Origin of the sequence: Streptomyces sedi (assembly GCF_006335015.1) — a bacterium.
In the GTDB taxonomy this organism is placed as follows: Bacteria; Actinomycetota; Actinomycetes; order Streptomycetales; family Streptomycetaceae; genus Streptomyces; species Streptomyces sedi.
Genome location: NZ_VDGT01000004.1, coordinates 245,132 through 263,987, shown reverse-complemented (window position 1 = coordinate 263,987; position 18,856 = coordinate 245,132). Strand labels below are relative to the sequence as shown.

General features: G+C 67.2%; 16 protein-coding genes. 8 read left to right on the top strand and 8 right to left on the bottom strand.

The window, feature by feature from the left end:
* Nucleotides 1-18 precede the first annotated feature (18 nt).
* From FH715_RS07790 to FH715_RS07780, 3 genes are read right to left on the bottom strand one after another with little or no spacing between them, the layout of a single operon-like run.
* On the bottom strand, nt 19-1,401 hold the full coding sequence (locus FH715_RS07790) for an FtsK/SpoIIIE domain-containing protein (protein WP_139642150.1): 1,383 nt from the start codon (nt 1,399-1,401) through the stop codon (nt 19-21).
* Nucleotides 1,398-1,607 carry a hypothetical protein gene (locus FH715_RS07785; protein WP_139642148.1) on the bottom strand — a complete coding sequence of 70 codons (210 nt, stop codon included), beginning with the start codon at nt 1,605-1,607 and terminating at the stop codon, nt 1,398-1,400. Before FH715_RS07785 ends, FH715_RS07790 begins: the two co-directional genes overlap by 4 nt.
* Nucleotides 1,604-1,939, bottom strand: a complete 336-nt coding sequence (locus FH715_RS07780; protein ID WP_425472688.1) for an SCO3933 family regulatory protein — start codon at nt 1,937-1,939, stop codon at nt 1,604-1,606. Before FH715_RS07780 ends, FH715_RS07785 begins: the two co-directional genes overlap by 4 nt.
* 155 nt (nt 1,940-2,094) lie before the next feature.
* Between FH715_RS07780 and FH715_RS07775 the strand changes: the two genes are divergently transcribed.
* On the top strand, nt 2,095-2,505 hold the full coding sequence (locus FH715_RS07775) for a GntR family transcriptional regulator (RefSeq protein ID WP_139642146.1): 411 nt from the start codon (nt 2,095-2,097) through the stop codon (nt 2,503-2,505).
* 1,007 nt (nt 2,506-3,512) lie between these two features.
* On the opposite strand, the gene FH715_RS07770 is transcribed toward FH715_RS07775, so the two are convergent.
* The gene (locus FH715_RS07770; protein ID WP_139642143.1) at nt 3,513-3,797 is read right to left on the bottom strand and encodes a DUF7848 domain-containing protein; all 285 of its coding nucleotides are present in this window, start codon (nt 3,795-3,797) and stop codon (nt 3,513-3,515) included.
* A 582-nt stretch (nt 3,798-4,379) separates the two neighbouring features.
* Here FH715_RS07770 and FH715_RS07760 point away from each other — a divergent pair.
* On the top strand, nt 4,380-5,096 hold the full coding sequence (locus FH715_RS07760; RefSeq protein WP_139642139.1) for a helix-turn-helix domain-containing protein: 717 nt from the start codon (nt 4,380-4,382) through the stop codon (nt 5,094-5,096).
* Between the two features lie 2 nt (nt 5,097-5,098).
* Nucleotides 5,099-5,569 (top strand): NUDIX domain-containing protein, encoded by a 471-nt coding sequence (locus FH715_RS07755; protein WP_139642138.1) that lies wholly within the window; start codon nt 5,099-5,101, stop codon nt 5,567-5,569.
* A gap of 37 nt (nt 5,570-5,606) precedes the next feature.
* Here FH715_RS07755 and FH715_RS07750 read toward each other — a convergent pair whose 3' ends face one another.
* Complete coding sequence (locus FH715_RS07750; RefSeq protein WP_170184672.1) at nt 5,607-6,920, bottom strand: restriction endonuclease; 1,314 nt, start codon at nt 6,918-6,920, stop codon at nt 5,607-5,609.
* Nucleotides 6,921-7,164: 244 nt separating this feature from the next.
* Between FH715_RS07750 and FH715_RS07745 the strand changes: the two genes are divergently transcribed.
* Complete coding sequence (locus tag FH715_RS07745; RefSeq protein ID WP_246108628.1) at nt 7,165-11,622, top strand: RHS repeat-associated core domain-containing protein; 4,458 nt, start codon at nt 7,165-7,167, stop codon at nt 11,620-11,622.
* On the top strand, nt 11,601-11,960 hold the full coding sequence (locus FH715_RS07740; protein ID WP_139642132.1) for a hypothetical protein: 360 nt from the start codon (nt 11,601-11,603) through the stop codon (nt 11,958-11,960). Before FH715_RS07745 ends, FH715_RS07740 begins: the two co-directional genes overlap by 22 nt.
* A gap of 405 nt (nt 11,961-12,365) precedes the next feature.
* Here the strand turns inward: FH715_RS07740 and FH715_RS07735 are convergent, their stop codons facing one another.
* Nucleotides 12,366-13,028, bottom strand: coding sequence for a hypothetical protein (locus FH715_RS07735; protein WP_246108619.1), 663 nt, complete (start codon nt 13,026-13,028; stop codon nt 12,366-12,368).
* Nucleotides 13,029-13,116: 88 nt separating this feature from the next.
* Between FH715_RS07735 and FH715_RS07730 the strand changes: the two genes are divergently transcribed.
* On the top strand, nt 13,117-13,356 hold the full coding sequence (locus FH715_RS07730) for a ribbon-helix-helix protein, CopG family (protein ID WP_097230997.1): 240 nt from the start codon (nt 13,117-13,119) through the stop codon (nt 13,354-13,356).
* The gene (locus tag FH715_RS07725) at nt 13,353-13,787 is read left to right on the top strand and encodes a PIN domain-containing protein (RefSeq protein WP_139642129.1); all 435 of its coding nucleotides are present in this window, start codon (nt 13,353-13,355) and stop codon (nt 13,785-13,787) included. Before FH715_RS07730 ends, FH715_RS07725 begins: the two co-directional genes overlap by 4 nt.
* Nucleotides 13,788-13,991: 204 nt before the next feature.
* Here FH715_RS07725 and FH715_RS29505 read toward each other — a convergent pair whose 3' ends face one another.
* Nucleotides 13,992-15,308 (bottom strand): IS5 family transposase, encoded by a 1,317-nt coding sequence (locus FH715_RS29505; protein WP_281290720.1) that lies wholly within the window; start codon nt 15,306-15,308, stop codon nt 13,992-13,994.
* 163 nt (nt 15,309-15,471) lie between these two features.
* Between FH715_RS29505 and FH715_RS07715 the strand changes: the two genes are divergently transcribed.
* The gene (locus FH715_RS07715; protein WP_139642127.1) at nt 15,472-15,810 is read left to right on the top strand and encodes a hypothetical protein; all 339 of its coding nucleotides are present in this window, start codon (nt 15,472-15,474) and stop codon (nt 15,808-15,810) included.
* Between the two features lie 446 nt (nt 15,811-16,256).
* Here the strand turns inward: FH715_RS07715 and FH715_RS07710 are convergent, their stop codons facing one another.
* Nucleotides 16,257-18,827: an ABC transporter permease gene (locus FH715_RS07710; RefSeq protein ID WP_139642125.1), complete on the bottom strand. Its 2,571-nt coding sequence runs from the start codon at nt 18,825-18,827 to the stop codon at nt 16,257-16,259.
* Nucleotides 18,828-18,856 lie beyond the last annotated feature (29 nt).

Sequence of the window (18,856 nt, the reverse complement as noted above, 5' to 3'; positions counted from 1 at the left end):
TCGTCGACGGGGCACGGCTCAGGCCGCTTCCGTCCCGCGGATCGCTCCCCCGGTCAGCAGGCCGGCCGGGTCCCGCGTGAGGTGCGCGGTTTCGCTGGCGACGTGGGCGACGTGCGAGTCGTCCACGTAGGGCGTGCGGACGCGCGTGAAGCCCTGCCGCCCCTGCACCGCCATCACGGCCACACCCACGTACGTCGGGTCCTGCAACGCGACGGGGCTTGCCTCAGGCCAGTTGCGGATGTCCTCGCCGAGGGCGGCCACGGCGGCATCGATGGTCTTCTGAGCGAAGCTGAGCCCGACCGGGCACACGTCCCGGATGAACGTCGGTATCGCGTCGCCGGTGGCCTTCTGGGTGGCCAGGATGACGAGGATGCCGACCGAACGTCCCTTCTTCACCAGGTCCTCGACGAGCCGGGCGTTCTCGGCGGCCAGTGCGGCGAGTCTCTTGGTCGCCGGGTCGTTGCCCCTGTGGTCCCGGAAGTACGTGTGTGCTTCGTCGATGACCAGCACGACGAGCGGCCAGGAGGCACGCGGGCCGCAGTGCCACATGTTCCGCACGCCCAACGTCCTGCGGATCGACGCCGATCGGGCCCGCCGCAACTCGACCATCCGACCGAAGAGTTCGTTGCCGGCGGCCAGGTCGTCCCCGACGTACGCGAACAGTCGACCGGTCAGGTCCGCGTAGTCGCCCTCGGTCACGGTCGACGCCTTGCCGTCCGCCACGGCGAACTGCACCGCCGGTGAAGGCGCCAGGTCGCAGACGAGTTTGTTGATCAGGGACGTCTTGCCGTAGCCCGGCAGGCCGGCCATGGCCACGCCGGGCACTTCGGCCAGGCTCACCACGACCTTGGAGGCGTACTCGTCGAGCCCCAGGTTCCATCGGCTCACGACCTCGGGCACAAGGCCGGTGGGTATGTGCTCGGTTGGCACGGCGAGCGGGTCATGCCGCACCGCGCGAATGCGCACCGCTCCCGGCCCGTCCGGCAGCACGGAAACCCGGGTGCACCGCCAGGCGTCCGCCAGGTAGGGCGCGGCCTTCTGGTAGTCGGCCAGGCCGACCCGGGGCAGGGCCTTGGCCCGCACCTCCACGCCGTACCTGTCGTACCTGACACGGATCTTCGGCACCAACACACGCGGCTCGTGCTGCTTGATCTGGCCACCGTTGACGCCCGCACCGATCTGCGCCCAGAAGCTTGGCGTCCGGTCGGTTGCCGTCAAGCCCTGCATCCGGGCCAGGCGTGCCCAACCGTGCCGCACGCGTATCGCCTGCCACATGCTGACGCGCGTCATGCGGTCGGCCCGCACATAGCGGAGGAGCCACACGAGCACCGTCACGAGCAGCGCGGCGAGGACTGCCCCGGCGAGCACCGGGACGAGTCCCGCAATCTCGAACAGAGTCATGCGTCCGCCCTCCCGAGCCCCGGTCCGTACAGGAACCGGAACAGCGCCAACTGCAGCTCCACCAGATCCCCGCCACGAGTGAGCGGCGGGTAGCCGTGCGCCTCGACGACTCGCGCCATGTCGAAGAGCAGACCCACCGTGAACCGTCGATCGTTGTCGCCGTCCAGCGGCGCGACCGGATACAAACGCTCGGCGCCGGCCCTCACTTGACGCCCTCCAGCGCGTCGGCGCGGTACGCGACACCGTCGCTGAGCTGCCCGTTGAAGATCCGCGCCCAGGGCAACGCGATCAACCGGACCGGACGGACCGGGGCGCCCTGCGCCAGCTCCTTCGTCAGACCCGACTCGGGAACCGTGATCTTCAGGACGTCGGCGCGCCCCTCCAACATCTCGACGACGCCCACCGTGTAGAGCGTCTCCCCGGTCTCCCGGTGCGTCGCGATCTCCCCGGTCTGCGGGTCCTTCACCTTGGGGGCAGCCGGGGTGACCAGCAGGAACGACGACCTGCTGATGTCCTTCTGGATCGGGTGCATGGCCATGAGTGAGCTCCTTGCCTCAAGCAACCGCGCGGTGCGGCAAGGACAGTTCTACATGGTGCGCTCTAGATCAGTCAATGGCGATCCAGATCGCTCTGGATCTGTCGCGCGCATGAGCCCACTGTCGGGACGCTCTAGAGCGGACTAACCTGGGCGGCATGGCCTTGCCACCCAACGACCCGCGCCCGCCCTACCAGCTGGCCGCCGACAAGCTGCGCGAAGAGATCACGTCAGGGCGCCTCAAGCCGGGTGATCGACTTCCGTCGTCCCGCGACCTGAGGGAATCCCTCGGCATCGCGAACGCGACTGTGCACAGCGCGCTGCGGGTGCTTCGCGACGAAGGGCTGATCTACTCCGTGCAGGGACGCGGAAGCTACGTGTCCGACCCGGAGTCGCGGCGCCCCTCCTCCGACAGGGCAGAGGGGGCGCCGCCGGCCACCGAGACGGTCAGCGTCGAAGAGTTTCGCCGCCTAGTCCAAGACGTCGCCGACCTGCATCAACGCATCAACGAACTCATGGCTCGTGTCGCAGACCTCTCCGAGGACCGACCTCACCAGCCGAAGCAGTAACCCGAGTCCGTTCCAGTTCAGCGACGAGCCGTTCCAGGCGCGCAAGCGTGACCTCCATATCAGCCACCTTGCTCGCGATGCTCTGCACATCCTCAGCACTCGGCCCTGACTCCCTGCCACCGACGCGGGAAGCAGGCTCGGCGCCTTCCAGCCCGCTCGTGCTGTCAGCCATCCTCTTTTCCTCCTGTGTCGAGCCAGGCCCAAGCCACGTAGGCCGCCATCTCGTCGCGTTGCGAGGTCGGCGGCATGGCCGGTCCTGGCACTTCCCCATTCGCGAGCACAAAGGCACCGCGCCCATGGCTTTGTGACCGCCACCCATGTGATGCACGTCACGATGCGTGCCCCCTCTCCCCTCCTTGGGTTCACTAGACCCAAGGAGCTGGAGCGGCCTGTTTGTGACAGCGAGGCCGAACTTTTTCGTGGCGCCCGGCGCAGTCGCACCGCGCCACGGAGGTGAACGGCGGGGTGCGTTCAAACTTTCTCTACTGGATCAAGGCGGCCCGCACGGCGGGCCGCGCGGCGCGGCGGCACTGCCGCCGCTTCGTTCCTGTCTCCCGCCCCACTGCGCGCCGGCCGGCCGCTCGCGCCGCCGGGTGGCTGGGCCGGGCGGTCTACGAGTCTTGAGGCACCTCCCCGAACCGGGCCCCGCGTCGAGCAAGCCCAGGGGGCCAATCGGCCGGATTTACCGGGCAGGGCTCCGCCCCGCCCGATCAGCTGAGCAAGCGTACGGCCCCCTGGACATGCCCGACCCCAGTCCGGGCAGGACACCGCCCCAACACTCTCCGACCGCCCTCGCACGTTGCGTCGCGCGCCGTCCATCTCCACAACTCCCCGTCGTCCTCTGCGTTCTGACCTGCATCGCCGGACGGTGACCGCGCACACGGAACGACCGCAGCCCCGGTTACCATCGGCACCGGGGTTCTGCGGAATCCCAGACCGGACCACCCCTCGCCTGCCAGGGTTCAGCGGGTGGTCCGGTCTTCTATGCGGTTGTTGAGCAAGGGGCCTTACGCCTGCGCCTGGTTGTCCTTCTCCAGTTCGAAGTACGGGTTTCCGGGAGCCGGACGAACGCGCCAGAACCACTCCGTCGTGAGCTTGAACTGACGGTGTGTGGGGTTCAGACCGGTGTGCTTCAGCGCCCAGATCTCCACCGGGTCCGGCTCGTTGTCGATGGACTCCGACTCGGCACCGCAAGTGACGCACCCGACGCGGAAGATCGCGCGGGGAACTCCCTCCGCCGTCTCCTCCGTCAGCGTCCATTCAGCGGCCTTGATGATCGACCGGGGAGTCATCGGCCCTCCCGGTCGTCACGGCTTGCCAGCGGCTCCACCTGGCCCACCGGGACATCCCACTCGCGACCACCGCCGACCGGACGCAACCAGACTCGATCCCCGTGGCGATCCGCGACGCATCCGACCGCGTCGCGCGCGACGTCCCGCGCCAGCGCGCCGACTTCGGGCACTTCTCCCGCGCTCACGGGGCCACACCCGCACAGCGCGCCGCCGGACGGACAGACGACGAGACCCGTCCGAGCGTCACGGTGGGCATGTCCCCACGCGGATTGGCGGACTCAGGGAGCACGCCCGTCAGCCGATGTCGGCCCGAGGCCGGAACCAGCCATCGCAACAGCGGTTCGAAGACACGGGCGATAAGGTTCAGCACTGTCGGCGCTCCTTCGCAGCGTTGGCCACTCCCCGGGCCGTCCAACCACGGCTGCGGGGTTCTTTGCTGCGTGATCATCGCGGCGCGGTATGGGACGAAGGAACCTCCGACAAACCCCACTTCGGGACGTCCCGCGTCGGGTAGAACGTCCCTAGTGCCGTCCTGACGAATGGGGAGAAACTGTGGCGCCGAACGAGCGGCTACGAGCTGTCATGGCAGCCGAAGGCTGGACGTATGCCGACCTGGCGAACAAGGTCGAGGTGGACCCCAAGTCCGTCGAGCGCTGGGTGAACCTCGGGCGTACGCCACGTCGCAGCACGGCCGTGCTGGCAGCGGAGACCCTAGGAGAAGACGTGCACGCACTCTGGCCCTCACTGCGCCAAGCCCGGCCGGCCCGCGCGATCAGCCCCGAACTCGTCGCCCTCCACGACCAGCGCGCCGACTTCCCCACCTCCGCGTTCGCGGACATGCTGATCCAGGCGCGCGAGCGGATCGACGTGCTGGTGTACGCGGCCGTGTTCCTCCACGAGGCGTACCCGCGCCTGAACGACGCGCTCAAGGAGCGTGCCGCCGACGGCTGCACCATCCGTATCGCCATCGGCGACGCCGACAGCCCGAACGTCCAGCAACGCGGCCAGGAGGAGCGCTTCGGCCACGGCATCGAGTCCCGTTGCAGGTTGGCCCTCATGCACTACCGCCCGCTCATCGGCGTTCCGGGCATCGAGGTGCGGAAGCACGGCACCACGCTGTACAACTCCATCTACCGGGCGGATGACCAGATGCTCGTCAACGCGCACGTCTGGGGAGTGAACGCGTACGGTGCCCCCGTCTGGCACCTGCGCCGCAACGGCGACGGCGGAATGTTCGACACATACGCCGAGAGCTTCAACGCGGTCTGGGCCACCGCGGATTCGATCGAGGAAGTCTGACCATGGCACGCACCGAGTACTACGACGACCCCAACGCCCCCGAGCCGAACAGCATGGTCGTCGCCGCATCGGCCGTCGTTACCGACGACCAAGGCCGCATCCTGCTCCAACGCCGGCGCGACAACGACCTGTGGGCGCTCCCAGGCGGAGCCATGGAGATGAACGAGTCGCTCCCCGAAGCGGCCATCCGGGAAGTCAAGGAGGAGACCGGCCTCGATGTCGAGATCACCGGTCTCGTCGGCACGTACACCGACCCCCGCCACATCATCGCGTACACGGATGGGGAGGTCCGCCGACAGTTCAACGTGTGCTTCACTGCCCGCATCACCGGCGGAGTACTGGCGATCTCGGACGAGTCCACCGAACTCCACTTCATCCGGCCGGACGAATTGGACGACCTCCCCATGCACCAAACTCAGCGCCTCAGGCTGAGCCACTATCTAGAGCATCGCGAACGGCCCCACCTCGGATAGGGCCATGGGAAGGTGCTCCTGCGCTTGATAGGCAGAGTCAGGGCAGAAAGGAGGGTTCCCGACCGTAGTAGTCAATCCTCGCTGGCCAACTATGCCCCAAGTACTCATTGAGAAGTACGACGAGTTGCAACCCGTTTATGGGTTCGATGATGCCATCTTCGCTCACCTCAGCAAGGGCCGCCTTTGTAAATCCGGACACTGACACAAATACCCCCCGGTTAGCCTTTTCCCGCTTGACGGAGCCGTACAGGGCACGAACTTCCTCTGGACCTCGCGGCTTCTTGCGGCGCTTACACTCGACAAGCACCGTCTCGCGCATTCCGTCGGCCTCTCGTACGGCTATCACATCCCGCCCTCCATCCTTCGATTTCGGCGTGAGGGTCACTTCATAGCCCATTGCGCCATACAGATTATAGACGATCACCTCGAACTGGCGAGGTTCCAGATTAGCCAAAAGAGAACGGCGCCCTGAAGAGTTTTCCGGAATTCCAATATATCTTGCGTGGATCAGCGCCTGAGCGTCAGAAATACTCCAAATCAAATAGTCGGTCATTGCCCAGGCGTGGGCGATTGCATACGCCTCTAGCGCATCGATTGCGATACGCGGGTGATCGGGAAGCAAGCCTCGAATCCACGATACCCCTTCCCAGGTATAAAGATCCTCTTCTCCATCTTCAAAATAAGATGCCAGCAAGATCACCCGCGGACTTCTCAGCCCCTCCATGATTGATTGACGCTCACTCTCATCTACCACTTCCCCGGAGAGGAGGCGCTCTCTCTGGTGGCGCCAAATTTCCCAATCTCGCTTATCCACCATGGGCAATCTCATGGATGTGAAGAGAAAGCGATCCAAAACCGCAATAACGTCATCCTCGCTTCGGAGGTGCACATCACATAGAAACTCATCCCTGATTTCATCAGACGGAAACAGCAGGTCACTCATACCGAGAGGCCGCCCAAGCACACTTGGGTAATGGACCGTCTCAAGCCAATCTTCGAGTGTTTCGTTATCGTCAGTCATCTTTTTCTCGAATTTTGAGACCGTTAGCTTCGGGAAATGGGCGTAACAGAATTGAGCAACGGCGACCTGAGCTTGCCCACTCGTTACGCCCAGCATCTCCCCCGCAGCTGATTGTAGCGGTCGGGTCAGTCCCGTTGAGATGGTTTGGCCGCCCAATGCTGGCTGTTGCCCGGCAGCTGACTGGCCTTGCCGCCGAAGGCTCTTACCGCCGAGCCGTTGGTCGTGCCAGATACGTGCCAGAACGACAGGGGAATCACGGCCAACACCGGGCACGACGAAGCACCACCGAACACCCTGCGGCAACGTCTTCGGGCAGGTCAGCGACCACATCGACCCACTTCGGACGTACCTTCCCAAGCTCAGAGCGCGAGTTCGATTCTCGTCGCCCGCTCTCACGGTTAAGGCCCAGGTCAGCGACCCGGGCCTTACTTTTTGCGCCTCCGTGCGCCCGGCTTCCCCGGTGCCGTCGGTCACCCGTTGCTCGCGTCGCCTTCTCTGAGTAGTGTTTCGTCCGCTTTGGGGAGAGCGGCCTGGGGGGATCATGGCGCGACCGTCTGATTGGTCACCGGTGGACATGGATCGGGACCCGACGCCGGGTGATCCGGACGAGGTCCGGGAGCTGGCGGATGAGTTGGAGGAGTTCGCCGACGACGTCGGTGAGGCGCTCGGCAAGATCAGGGGCATGGCGGGCGAGCGGGCCATGTTGGAGTGGGCGGGGCTGTCGGCGGACGCGTTCCGGCGTGAGTTCGACGGCGTTCCGGACAACCTCACCAAACTCGAGGACTCCTACTCCCTGTGCGCCCAGGCGCTGCACACCTACTGGCCCAAACTCCAGACCGCCCAGGGCATGGCCGACCGCGCCCTGGACCGCGCCGTCACCGCCCAGGCCGACCTCGCCTCCGCCCAGACCGCGCTCGGCGACGCCACCGACTGGGTCGGCCGCGCCGGCGACGAAGCCGAACGCCTCCAACGCGAAGGCGAACGCGACAACGTCGAACCACCCGACGAGGCCGACGTCCGCGCCGCCACCCGCGACCAACAGGCCGCCGAAGCCGCCGCCGGCGCCGCCCAAAGCAGAGTCGACGACGCCCAGGAACGCCTCACCGCGGCCCGCCAACTCGCCCTCGACGCGCAGGAGATGCGCGAGGAAGCAGCGCGCCAGTGCGCCCGCGACATCGACGAGGCGAGCGACGCCGGCATCCAAAACCGCCGCTGGTGGGAGAAGGCCATCAAGTGGGTGACCGACAACTGGGACACCCTCGTCGAGATATGCAAGGTCATCGTCGCCGTCCTCGGCATCGTCGTCATGATCATCGGCGGCCCTCTCGCCTGGGTGGTGCTGGCGGCAGCGCTGGTCGTCCTCGCCGACACCCTGATCAAGTACGCCAGAGGAGAGGCCGGACTCCTCGACGTCGCCTTCGCCGCACTCGACTGCATCCCCGGCATGAAAGGACTCACCACCCTCGGCGGCCTCGCCCGGGGGCTCCGGTCAGCGGCACGAACCGGACTGAGAGGCATATCCTCCGGTGTCCAGGGAATGGGGCAGGGGTTGCGCCACCTGGGGCGCGAGTTCCGGCGGCTCCTCTGCAAGAACGACCCCATCGACATGGCCACCGGCGAAGTGGTGATGTCCGTCACCGACGTGGAGCTGTCCGGCAAGTTGGACCTGCTGTTCCGCCGGGTGCACCGATCCGGTGTGGCCAACGGTGTCTGGCTTGGACCTGCCTGGTTCTCCACCCTTGACCAACGGTTGGTCCTGGACGACAACGGCGTGCGGTTCTTCGCAGAGGACGGCATGGTGCTGCACTACCCGGTTCCGCTTCCCGATGGGGAGACCCCAGTGATGCCGGTGGAGGGACCGCGTTGGGGCCTGCTGTGGGACGGCGAGTCCCACGGCCAGCTGACGGTTCGGCAGTACGAGAGCAACCGGACGCTGCACTTCGAACCGGTGGCCAGCGATGCGAGCCAGCTCTCCCTGGTCGCTGTCGCCGACCGCAACGGCAACAGGCTGGACGTGCGGTATGACCCGGCCGGCCTCCCCGTACTGCTGGAACACACGGGGGGCTACCGAGTAGGACTGACCATCCGGAGTGGACGGCTTCGCGAGCTGGTCATGCTGAGCGCCCCGGAACAACCCGTGCTCCGGCGCTACGAGTACACCAGCGACGGTGAGTTGAGCGGCGTGCGGAACGCCTCCGGGCACCTGTTCACGCTGCGTCACGACGCCCACCGGCGACTCACCGGCTGGCAGGATCGCAACGGCAACTCGTTCACGTACAGCTACGACGAACGGGGCCGCTGTATTCGAACGGGTATGCCGGACAGCACGCTGCGCAGCACCATCGCTTACCCGGACGGCACCGGAACGACCGAGTACACCGATTCTCTTGGCAATGTGACGTTGTTTCGGTTCGACGACGCCTATCGGTTGGAGAGCGAGACCGGCCCTCTGGGCCACGTCACCCGGTATCGCTATGACCGTTATGACAACCTGCTTCGGCGCACGGACCCGTTGGGCCGGACAGCGGAGTACGCCTACGACGAGTGGGGGCAGTTGGTCTGGTGCCGTCGTCCGGACGGGGGCGAAGTCACCATCACGTACGCGGCTCCGGGCCTGGAGGCGCGGGTGGTGGAAGCCGACGGCTCGGTACGCGAGCAGACGTTCGACGGGGCGGGCAACCGCACCTCGTACACAGATCCGTCGGGGGCCACCGTGCGTTACGGCTACGGCCCCCGGGGGATGCTGAAGTCGATCACCGATCCCTCGGGAGCCATCACTCACATCGAGTGCGACGCGGCGGGCCTGCCGATCAGTTCGGTGGGTCCGCTTGGGCAGACGTCCGCGGAACAGCGTGACGCCTTCGGGCGGCCGGTGCTGGTCGAACAACCGGACGGCACGCTGTTCCGGCTCCGGTGGGACGCCGAGGGACACCTGGTCGCGGCCACGGATGCCGCCGGCCACACCCGCACATGGGAGTATGACGGGCAGGGCAACCGCGTCGCCTACACGGACCCCGGCGGTGCCGTACACCGGGCCGTGTACAACGCCTTCGGCCAGCGCGTCAGCAGCACGGCGCCTGACGGTACCGAGACCAGGTACGAGCGGGACAGCGAACTGCGACTGGTCCGTGTCGTGGCTCCCGACGGCAAGGAATGGCGAAGGAGCTACGACGAGGCCGGTCGGCTCGTCGCGGAGTTCGACTTCGACGGCCGCGCGACCACCTACTCCCACGACGCCGCGGACCAGCTGGTGTCCCGGACGAACGCCTCGGGACAGGAGGTGCGGTACCAGCGGGATCCACTGGGGCGAATCGCGGTCAAGGAGTCCGGAGGGGACCGCACCGAGTTCCGCTACGACCGACTGGGACGACTTCAGTCGGCGGCTGGGCCAGGGTCCGAGTTGCGCCTCGACCGGGACTCGGTGGGGCGCGTCATCGCCGAGCACCACAACGGCCGGACACTGCACCAACGCTTCGACAGGGCGGGACGGTTGGTCTCACGCACCACGCCGAGCGGGCACCACACGAGGTTCGTACATGACGCGGCAGGTCGGCGCACGTGCCTCGTCTCGAACGAGGTCAGCACGGAGTTCGACTACGACGCGATGGGGCGCGAGGTCGGGCGCCACGTGCGCCAGGGCCCCACGTTGCGGCAGGAGTGGTCAGGCGAGGGGTGGTTGACCAGGCAGACCATGACCGCCCCGGACGGTCGGTCCAGCGAGCGTGGCTTCGTCTATGGTCCGAATGGCCTGCTGAGGGAGTTGCACGACGACACACGCGGGCGGCTGACGCTCGACAGCGACCCGCTGGGCCGGGTCACGGCCGTGACAGGCGAGGACTGGTGGGAGAGCTACACCTACGACTCCAGGGGCTACCAGACGAGGGCTGCCTGGGTGGGTGACGAGGATGCCGGCGTGGCGGGCGAACGAATCCACGAGGGAAGCCTGTTGCTGTGCGCGGGCGACACCACCTTCGACTACGACCCTGCCGGCCGCACCGTGCGGCGCACGCGGCGCCACGGTTCCCGTCCGCCCTCGGTGTGGCAGTACAGCTGGAACGCGGAGGACCAGCTCACGGAAGTGCGAACGCCGGAGGGCGATGTTTGGGAGTACCGCTACGACCCACTTGGCCGTCGGCTCGCCAAGTGGCGGCGGGACGCTGGGGGCCGAGCCGTCGACCGCACGGAGTACGTCTGGGCTGGCACCACCCTGGTGGAGCAGACGGAGTTCTCTGGTTCGGCGGCACCGCGCACTACCTCGTGGGACTACATGGCTGGCGTCCCCATCGCGCAGACAGTCACGACCGGTGCGCTGAGGCTGGACGAGCAGCAGGACTATGACCGTGCGTTCTACAGCATCGTCAGCGACCTCGTGGGGACGCCAACTCACCTCGTCGACACGCGCGGTGACGTCGTGTGGCGTAACGGCGCCTCCCTGTGGGGCGTTCCGGTCCCTGACCGTGGGGGGGAGTTCCAAGGCGATTCCGCCGACTGCCCTCTTCGCTTTCCGGGACAGGTCTTCGACGCCGAGAGTGGCCTGCACTACAACCACTACCGGTACTACGACCCTTCCGTCGCCCGGTACTGCACTCCCGACCCACTCGGCCCACGACCACAGATCAATCACTACGGGTACGTCCCCAATCCGCTGCACTGGAGGGACCCGCTCGGACTTGAGGGCGACGGCTACCTGTACCGCGGTCTCTGCCGCGACCACTACAAGTTCTCCGAGGGCATGGAGGGACGAGCGGTGCCTCTGGGGGGCGACGCGGACGCCGCCCTACACAACGGCGGGAATACCAACAGTAATCTCACCTCCTGGACCACTGACTTCGAAGATGTGGCCCTGGACGCGGCCGACGAGATGGGCCCAGGAGGCATCGTGCTGAGAATTCCCGAGGACCACGTTCCCGCCGAGCGATTCGTCGAGTCGCAAGATATCTACGGCGAGAGCGAGTATCTCATCCGGGACGAGGTCACCGGCGCGGAAGTCACCACGGACCGGGGAAGGTCGTGGTTCCAGTGTCCGGGCTGAGCCAGTTGAACCAGCGGGTCACCGAGGCCGTGGCATCGTACGAGCAGTCGCCGGCCCTGGCCTCCCTGCTGGTGACAGTGACCCACGTGCGGGGTACTGACAGGGACATTTCTGTCGATTCCCTGCGCCGCACCTACCGCCGAAGGGGGAACCGGCTTCCCGCCGGCTCGCCGTTGCGGCAGGAGGTCGAGGCTCTGCTGCACAGGCTCGACGAACTCGACGGCGCTCCAGTGAAGCTGGTGACAGTCACGGGCAGTACGGGCGCGACGACCCTGGTGCTGCTCGACCGACATATGTCCCGGGTGCTCTTCTGGTCGCCCATGTGGGTAGCGGGCTAGAGTCTGTCGAAATGTTGTGTTCACTGGGTGGGGCGCGGGCTGCGATTAACACGGGGAAACCGGAGAGCCTAGCCACGGGCGGCGACGTGGACGGGGCCAACACAAGAAGCGCCAGCGGATGAGAGCGGCCACAATGGTCCAGACTCCGTGCCCGATGCGTGCCCGTGCTGTCGGTCCCAATCGGTCACCGGCGGCATGTCGGGGAAGGGTGATCCAGCCAATCGCAGCAGGTCTACATGGGGTTTCGCCGCACAGTACCTCTGATTCCCAAGCTCAGAGCGCGAGTTCGATTCTCGTCGCCCGCTCCAGTTGTTAAGGCCCAGGTCAGGGACATGATCCCCAGCCTGGGCCGTTGTGTTGTCTAGTCCGATTCACGAGCCGTGTGCCAAACGGCCCGGCGGTGGGTCAGTTTGGCTCCCCATCCGCAGGCATCGGAAGCGGTTCATGGTGATGCCACAACAGGTGTTTGTCGTCATGCCGCAGCTCCGCGTCGCCCCACTCAACGCGCACCACACCCCGTTCCATCGAACAGGCGTAGGCCAGGAGAACCAGCCTGGTGTCCGGATTGATCCGGAGAAGATCCCGGTGAACCTCGGCCTCCCGAAGCTCGTCCAGCCCCAGATCCAACTCTGCCTGCACAGGCTCCGGGCCATGCCGGCGAATCAGGTCGGCCCGGAACCCGGTCGCGCGGCGGAGATGCGCCTCCGTTACGGGCACGTCCTTCTTTGCATATCGGAGGGGGTAAAGGAGATAGCCTGCGACGATCATGACCGTTCGCCCCTGGAGACGGGCAGGGGCTGCCTCCGGCAGATTCTCCAAGCCAGCGGTCAACTCCTCGTACTGCGCAGCGTACAGGCCGTGCCCGTACGCCTCCAGAGTCTGCGTCCCCACTCCCTGATGTCCGTGCTTGGCCCGCTGGTGGGCTCGGACCAGACATCGCGGTATTTCGCGCGCCAGCGGTTCCGTCAAATCGTTGAAGATCTTGCGCGCCCACGTCACAGCAGGGCCTTGGTCCACAACGGCCTTCCCTCCCGGGCATACGACACTGTCAGGGACATACCACTTCATGTATGACTTTGGCGGTTGGCGTCGCCAACGACAAGAGCGCGTCTCTCCACCTCGAAGTGCGGAGATATGGTCCGGGTACCATAACCATATGGCTTTGAAGAAGACGACCGTCATGGTCGACGAGGAAGATCTCGCGCTGATCAAGGAAGCCGCCGCGCGGGAGGGCCGGCCCGAGTCGGAGTACTTCCGGGAGGCGTTCCACGTCGCGGCCCTGCGTACCCGGCGTTGGGACGACGACTGGGACATTCCTCGCCTGGACTTCGGCGGACCGGTCACCGACGAGGACATCGACCGAGCGGTCTCGGACGGCGTGGCGGACGCCGAATGATCGTCGTCGGCGACACGTCCGGCCTGGTGGCCGCCCTCAACACCTCTGATCCCGAGCACAAGCCGGCCCGCACCGCCATGCGCCAGGCCGCGCTCACCGTCGTGTCACCACTGGTGATCCTGGAGATCGAGCACATCACCACGCGCAACGTCGACCGCAAGGCAGCGCATACCGTCAACGACTGGTTGTTGGCACAGGAGCGGACCGGCCGTGTTGCCGTTCCCGGGCTGTCCGCCGACGCCCTGCGCAAGGCCCGCAAGGTCCAGGACCGCTACGCGGCCCTGCGACTCGACCTCAGCGACGCGATGAACGTCGTCCTGGCCGAGGCTTACGACACCGAGACCATCCTGACCCTCGACCGCCGCGACTTCAGGGCCATCACCCCACTCACCGGCAACCACGCCTTCCGGCTGCTGCCCGACGACCTGTAGCTGCCCGGAGCCTCCGTGCCAGACGCGTACCAGAAGGCTCAGGGAACCACGGTCAATCACGGGGCACTGCCAAGCCCGCAGAGCACCCGATCGAGGTCGCGTCTATACAGGTCAGGTGGTACGCCGGCCCGTTCCGTACGGTGATTCCCAAGCTCAGAGCGCGAGTTCGATTCTCGTCGCCCGCTCCAGCAGTGAAGACCCAGGTCAGGGACAGTGCCCCGTTCCTGGGCCTTCGTCATGGGGCGAGGTTCGAGAGTGGGCCATTCCGGCCGATCGATTGTCCCGGTTCAACGAGCTCACCGGCGGGCGACGGACGTTCATTCCCATGTGAGGAGCGCAACGAAAGAGATGATTTCTGTCCATGAGGAGTTCGAGGCGGTCGTCACCGAGATCGCTCCCTGGGGCGTTCTCGTTCAGCTCGACGACGATATCGCCGGACTCATTGACAATCTGAAACTCCCGGCATGGCTCGACGACGAACCACTCCCCGAGATTGGCAGTACCGTGCATGTCGTGGTCCTGGACGACGCCCGAGACCCCGTTCGTGTCAGTGCACTCGCGGCGGACATGGAAATCGCTCGTGGGCTTCGTGAGCATCGCGCCTGAGGCTGTCCGGCGAAGAACGAGGCAGCCGCGATTCGCGGAATCGCGAACGACAGTGGCGGAGCGAACCCGGAATGCTAAGAGCGCGTTTGACATCTGGTTATGAGGTGCGTCGTAGGGGCGCCGTCCGGGTCGGGTCGCGGGTTGGCCACGGGTGAGTCGGCGGAGTATCACGTCGGTCATCGCCCAGCGGACCATGGTGGCGGAGTGTGCTGGGTTGGTTTCGTAGTCGCTGGCCAGCCGGCGGCGCATGGTGATCCAGCTGAATGTCCGCTCGACCACCCAGCGCCGGGGCTGGACGGCGAAACCACGCTGGTCAGGCGGCTTACGGACAATCTCAAGCGTGCGGCACAGGATCTGGTTGGTCCACTCCACCAGGCGTCCGGCGAAGCCGGTGTCTGCCCAGATCAGGCGCACCGATGGGTGGTTCAGACGCGCCCACAGCAGTGGACGCCTGGCCCCGTCGCGGTCCTGGACGCTGGCGGAGACAACGTGGATGGCCAGTAGCAGGCCGAGGGTGTCGGTGACGATGAACCGTTTGCGGCCACGCTGGCGCTTTCCCGCGTCGTATCCGCTGGTGACCTGCGGTACGGAATCGGCCGCGCGCACCGACTGCGAGTCGATCACCCCGGCGGTGGGTGCGGGATCGCGGCCGTCGGCCCGGCGGATCTTGTCGCGCAACGCATCGTGGATCTTCTCCACAGTGCCGTCGTCGTGCCACCGGGTGAAGTACCAGTACACCGTGGGCCAGGGCGGGAAGTCCCTGGGCAGGTAGCGCCACTGGCACCCGGTCCGGGCCAGGTACAAGATCGCTTCCACGATGCGACGACGCGGGTGTCTCTCCCGCCGCCCGCCCTTCGGCCCGGTCCGAGGCGGCGGCAGCAACGGCTCCACCAACACCCACTGTTGACCCGTCAGGTCCGACGGGCCCCAGACGAGGCACTTCAGATCTCAAACGCGCTCTGAGAACGAGTACCTTGTCCGGGACGAGGTCACCGGCGCGGAAGTCACCGCGGACCGGGGGAAGGTCGTGGTTCCGGTGTCCGGGCTGAGCCGGTTGAACCAGAGGGTCACCGAGGCTGTGGCATCGTACGAGCGGTCGCCGGCCCTGGCCTCCCTGCTGGGAACAGTGACCCACGTGCGGGGTGCTGACACGGACATCCCTGTCGACTCGCTGTGCCACACCTACCGCCGAAGGCGGAACCGGCTTCCCGCCGGCTCGCGACTGAGGCAGGAGGTCGAGGCTCTGCCGCACAGGCTCGACGAACTCGACGGCGCTCCGGTGAAGCTGGTGACCGCCACGGGTGGTTCGGGCGCGACGACCCTGGTCCTGCTCGATCGACGTATGGGCAAGGTGCTCTTCTGGTCGCCCATGTGGGTCGCGGGGCAGGTGTATTGGCCACGTTTGGATCTTCGCTGATCAGGGGGCGGCTCCCCCAGCCCTGCGGCTGGGAGGAGGGGCCCTACGACGCGGTACATCGCGAGGCGCCGGATCGCAGCTCGTACGTTGGGGGCGTTCCGGGACGAAGCCTGGGGAGGTCATGCCCCCGCGAAGATCCGAACGAGACGACCCGGCCTTGGACTTCGCCGCTTCGATCAACCCCAGGCCTTCCACGAACGGGGCGGCGGGACCGTCCCGGAGCCGCTGCGTGGGTGTCTTCACCAAGTGGAGCAGCGGCTCCGGTTGGCCGTGGGAGAGTCCGTCGGACGGCGTCCTCGCGTGCGGGATGACGCGGTTGTCCTGGGCAGCGCCGGCCAGGTGCCTGCCGTTGCGCGGGCGGCGAGTTCGGCGGGCAGGTCCCGCATGACGCGCCCCGTCAGGACCCCTGGGGTCACCGGCGGCGTCCGGTTCCGGCCGGCGGGTTCCTACTGGGCGTTGATCGACTGGAGCATGTTGAGTCGGGCGGCCCGACGGGCCGGCCAGATGGCGGCCAGAACCCCGATGGCCAGGGCCGTCAGCAGGAAGAGTCTGAGGCTGACCCAGGGCAGGACGGTTTCGTATGTCGCCAGGGAGGACTTGGTGAGGTTGCCGCTGGCCCAGGCGATGAAGGTGCCGAGGCCGATGCCGAGGACGGCGCCGAAGAGGCAGATCACGACGGACTCCAGGCGGACCATCTGCCGGATGTCGGTGCGGTCGAGGCCGATGGCGCGGAGCAAGCCGATCTCGCGGGTCCGCTCGAAGACGGACATGGCGAGGGTGTTGACGACACCGAGCACCGCGATCAGGACGGACATGCCGAGCAGTCCGTAGATCATGTTGAGAAGGTCGGCGATGCCGCCGGCCTCTTCCTGGGTGATCTCCTCCCGGGTCTGCACCTGGAGCAGCGGGCTGTTGTCCAGGGCCTGCCGGATGTCCAGGTCGAGGCCGGCGGCCTGACCGGACTCGGCCTTGACGTAGACGCTGTCGTACGTGTCGGACGAGCTGTGGGGCATGACCTGGTCCAGGGTGCCCAGCGCGCCGTCGATGGCGCGGTTCTCCTGGTAGACACCGACGATCGTCAGCCGCTGCTCCTGGGCATCGCTGTCGCCGCCCAGCTCGGCGTCCACCGTGTCGCCGTGGGACAGGCCGGCCCGCTCGGCCAGGTCCTCGGAGATCGCGACCCGGCCGGGGCCGACGGCGTCGGGGGAGCCGCTGGTGTAGGTCACGTCGGCGACGTTCCGGAGCTGCGCGGGGTCGGCGCCGGTGATCGTGGCGAACTCGCCGTTCAGGTCCAGCGGCGCGGTGACGAGGGCGGCCGTGTCGGCGACGCCCGGCACGTTCTCGACGCGGTCGCCGAGTTCGGTGTCCAGGCCCTCGCGGATGGAGACCTTGTAGTCGGCGGTCAGCCCCTCGACAGCCCCCTTCTCGATGGCCTTCTCGGTGGAGGTGCCGGCCACGCTCAGGCCGGTGATGAGAGTGAGGCCGATCATCAGGGCGGAGGCGGTGGCGGCGGTACGGCGGGGGTTGCGCAGCGCGTTCTCGGTGGCGAGCTTGCCGTTGGCGCCGAAGAGCCGGGTGGTGAACCAGCCGGCGAGCGAGACCAGGGGCCGCGACAGCAGCGGCGCGAGCATGATCACGCCGATCAGGAGGATCACGGAACCGAACATCGCGATCATGAAGTCGCCCTCGTCGCCGCTGTCCAACCTGTGGACGTTCAGCATCACCAGCACGCCCACGCCGGTCACGGCGCCACCGAGCCCGTTGCGGATCGTCATGGAGCGGGCCGGCGGTGCCTGGTCGACGGTGCTCAGCGCCTCGACCGGAGGGATCTTCGCGGCCTTGCGCGCCGGCAGCCAGGCGGCGAAGACGGTGACGCCGACGCCGACCACGAGCGACCACAGGAGCGCGCCGGTGGAGACCACCAGAGAGCCGTCGGGCAGACCGGCGCCGCCGGCGTTGAGGAGCGGGCGCATACCGGTGGCGATGCCGAGGCCGATGGCGAACCCGGCGACGGAGGCGACGAGTCCGAGGAGGGTGGCTTCGACGAGGACCGAGCGCACGACCTGCCGGCGGGTGGCGCCGACGGCGCGCATCAGGGCGACCTCGCGGCTGCGCTGGGCGATCAGCATGGAGAAGGTGTTGGCGATGATGAAGACGCCGACGAAGAGCGCGATCCCGGCGAAGATCAGCAGCATCTGGGTCATCGCCCGGGTGGCCTCGGTGATCTGCCGGGCCTGGTCCTCCGCGAGCTGGGCGCCGCTGGTGGCCTCTGCCCCCTCGGCGGGCAGCAGGTCGCGGATCTCGGCGGTCAGGGTCTCCTCGTCGGTGCCGGGCGTGGAGCTCACCAGCAGTTCGTCGAACTGCCCGTCGTGGAGGAAGAGCTGCTGGGCGGTCGGGGTGTCGAAGAGGACGAGGGAGCCGCCGGCGTTCACGCGCGGGTCGTCGGTGGAGACGGTGCCGACCAGGGTCTTCTCCAGGGCGGGACCGTCGGTGGCGAAGCGGACCGTGTCGCCGATCCGGTAACCGGACTCGTCGGCGGTGCGGTCGGCCAGGGCGATCTCGTCCTCGGCGGCGGGCCCGCGACCGGCGGTGATCGGGAAGCGGCTGTCCTGGCCGTCCGCCTCGTCGGCGGCGTAGTTGGTGGCCAGGTTCTGCCAGGAGTACTCCACGTTCAGCGGGTTGCCGTCCTTGTCGGCGAGGGTGGCCGAGCCGTTGACCGTGGGGTGGACGGAGGCGACGCCGGGCAGGGCGCGGATCTCGTCCGCGAGGTCGCTGGTGAGGGCGGTTCTGCGGCCCTCCTCGTCCTCGTCACGGTCGTCGCCCGGCACGTACTCGGCCGTCACGGACACGGCGACGCCCTGGAGGTTCCGGCTGGAGGCATCGCGGAAGGCCTGGGCGACCGTGTCGCCGAAGACGAGGGTGCCGGAGACGAAGGCCACGCCGAGCATGACTGCGAGGGTGGTCATGGCCAGTCGGGCTTTGTGCGCGAAGACGTTGCGCAGAGCGGTACGCAGCATGGTGTCTCAGTCCTGGATCGTGTGGCGGG

Excerpts from the sequence above, each read along its gene's own strand:
- FH715_RS07780 (WP_425472688.1), bottom strand. The coding sequence starts at position 1,939 with ATGGCCATGCACCCGATCCAGAAGGACATCAGCAGGTCGTCGTTCCTG.
- FH715_RS07750 (WP_170184672.1), bottom strand. The coding sequence starts at position 6,920 with ATGTGGTCGCTGACCTGCCCGAAGACGTTGCCGCAGGGTGTTCGGTGG.
- FH715_RS07735 (WP_246108619.1), bottom strand. The coding sequence starts at position 13,028 with ATGAAGTGGTATGTCCCTGACAGTGTCGTATGCCCGGGAGGGAAGGCC.
- FH715_RS07745 (WP_246108628.1), top strand. The coding sequence starts at position 7,165 with ATGGATCGGGACCCGACGCCGGGTGATCCGGACGAGGTCCGGGAGCTG.
- FH715_RS07760 (WP_139642139.1), top strand. The coding sequence starts at position 4,380 with ATGGCAGCCGAAGGCTGGACGTATGCCGACCTGGCGAACAAGGTCGAG.
- FH715_RS07725 (WP_139642129.1), top strand. The coding sequence starts at position 13,353 with ATGATCGTCGTCGGCGACACGTCCGGCCTGGTGGCCGCCCTCAACACC.
- FH715_RS07710 (WP_139642125.1), bottom strand. The coding sequence starts at position 18,827 with ATGCTGCGTACCGCTCTGCGCAACGTCTTCGCGCACAAAGCCCGACTG.
- FH715_RS07730 (WP_097230997.1), top strand. The coding sequence starts at position 13,117 with ATGGCTTTGAAGAAGACGACCGTCATGGTCGACGAGGAAGATCTCGCG.
- FH715_RS07755 (WP_139642138.1), top strand. The coding sequence starts at position 5,099 with ATGGCACGCACCGAGTACTACGACGACCCCAACGCCCCCGAGCCGAAC.
- FH715_RS07775 (WP_139642146.1), top strand. The coding sequence starts at position 2,095 with ATGGCCTTGCCACCCAACGACCCGCGCCCGCCCTACCAGCTGGCCGCC.
- FH715_RS07770 (WP_139642143.1), bottom strand. The coding sequence starts at position 3,797 with ATGACTCCCCGGTCGATCATCAAGGCCGCTGAATGGACGCTGACGGAG.
- FH715_RS07790 (WP_139642150.1), bottom strand. The coding sequence starts at position 1,401 with ATGACTCTGTTCGAGATTGCGGGACTCGTCCCGGTGCTCGCCGGGGCA.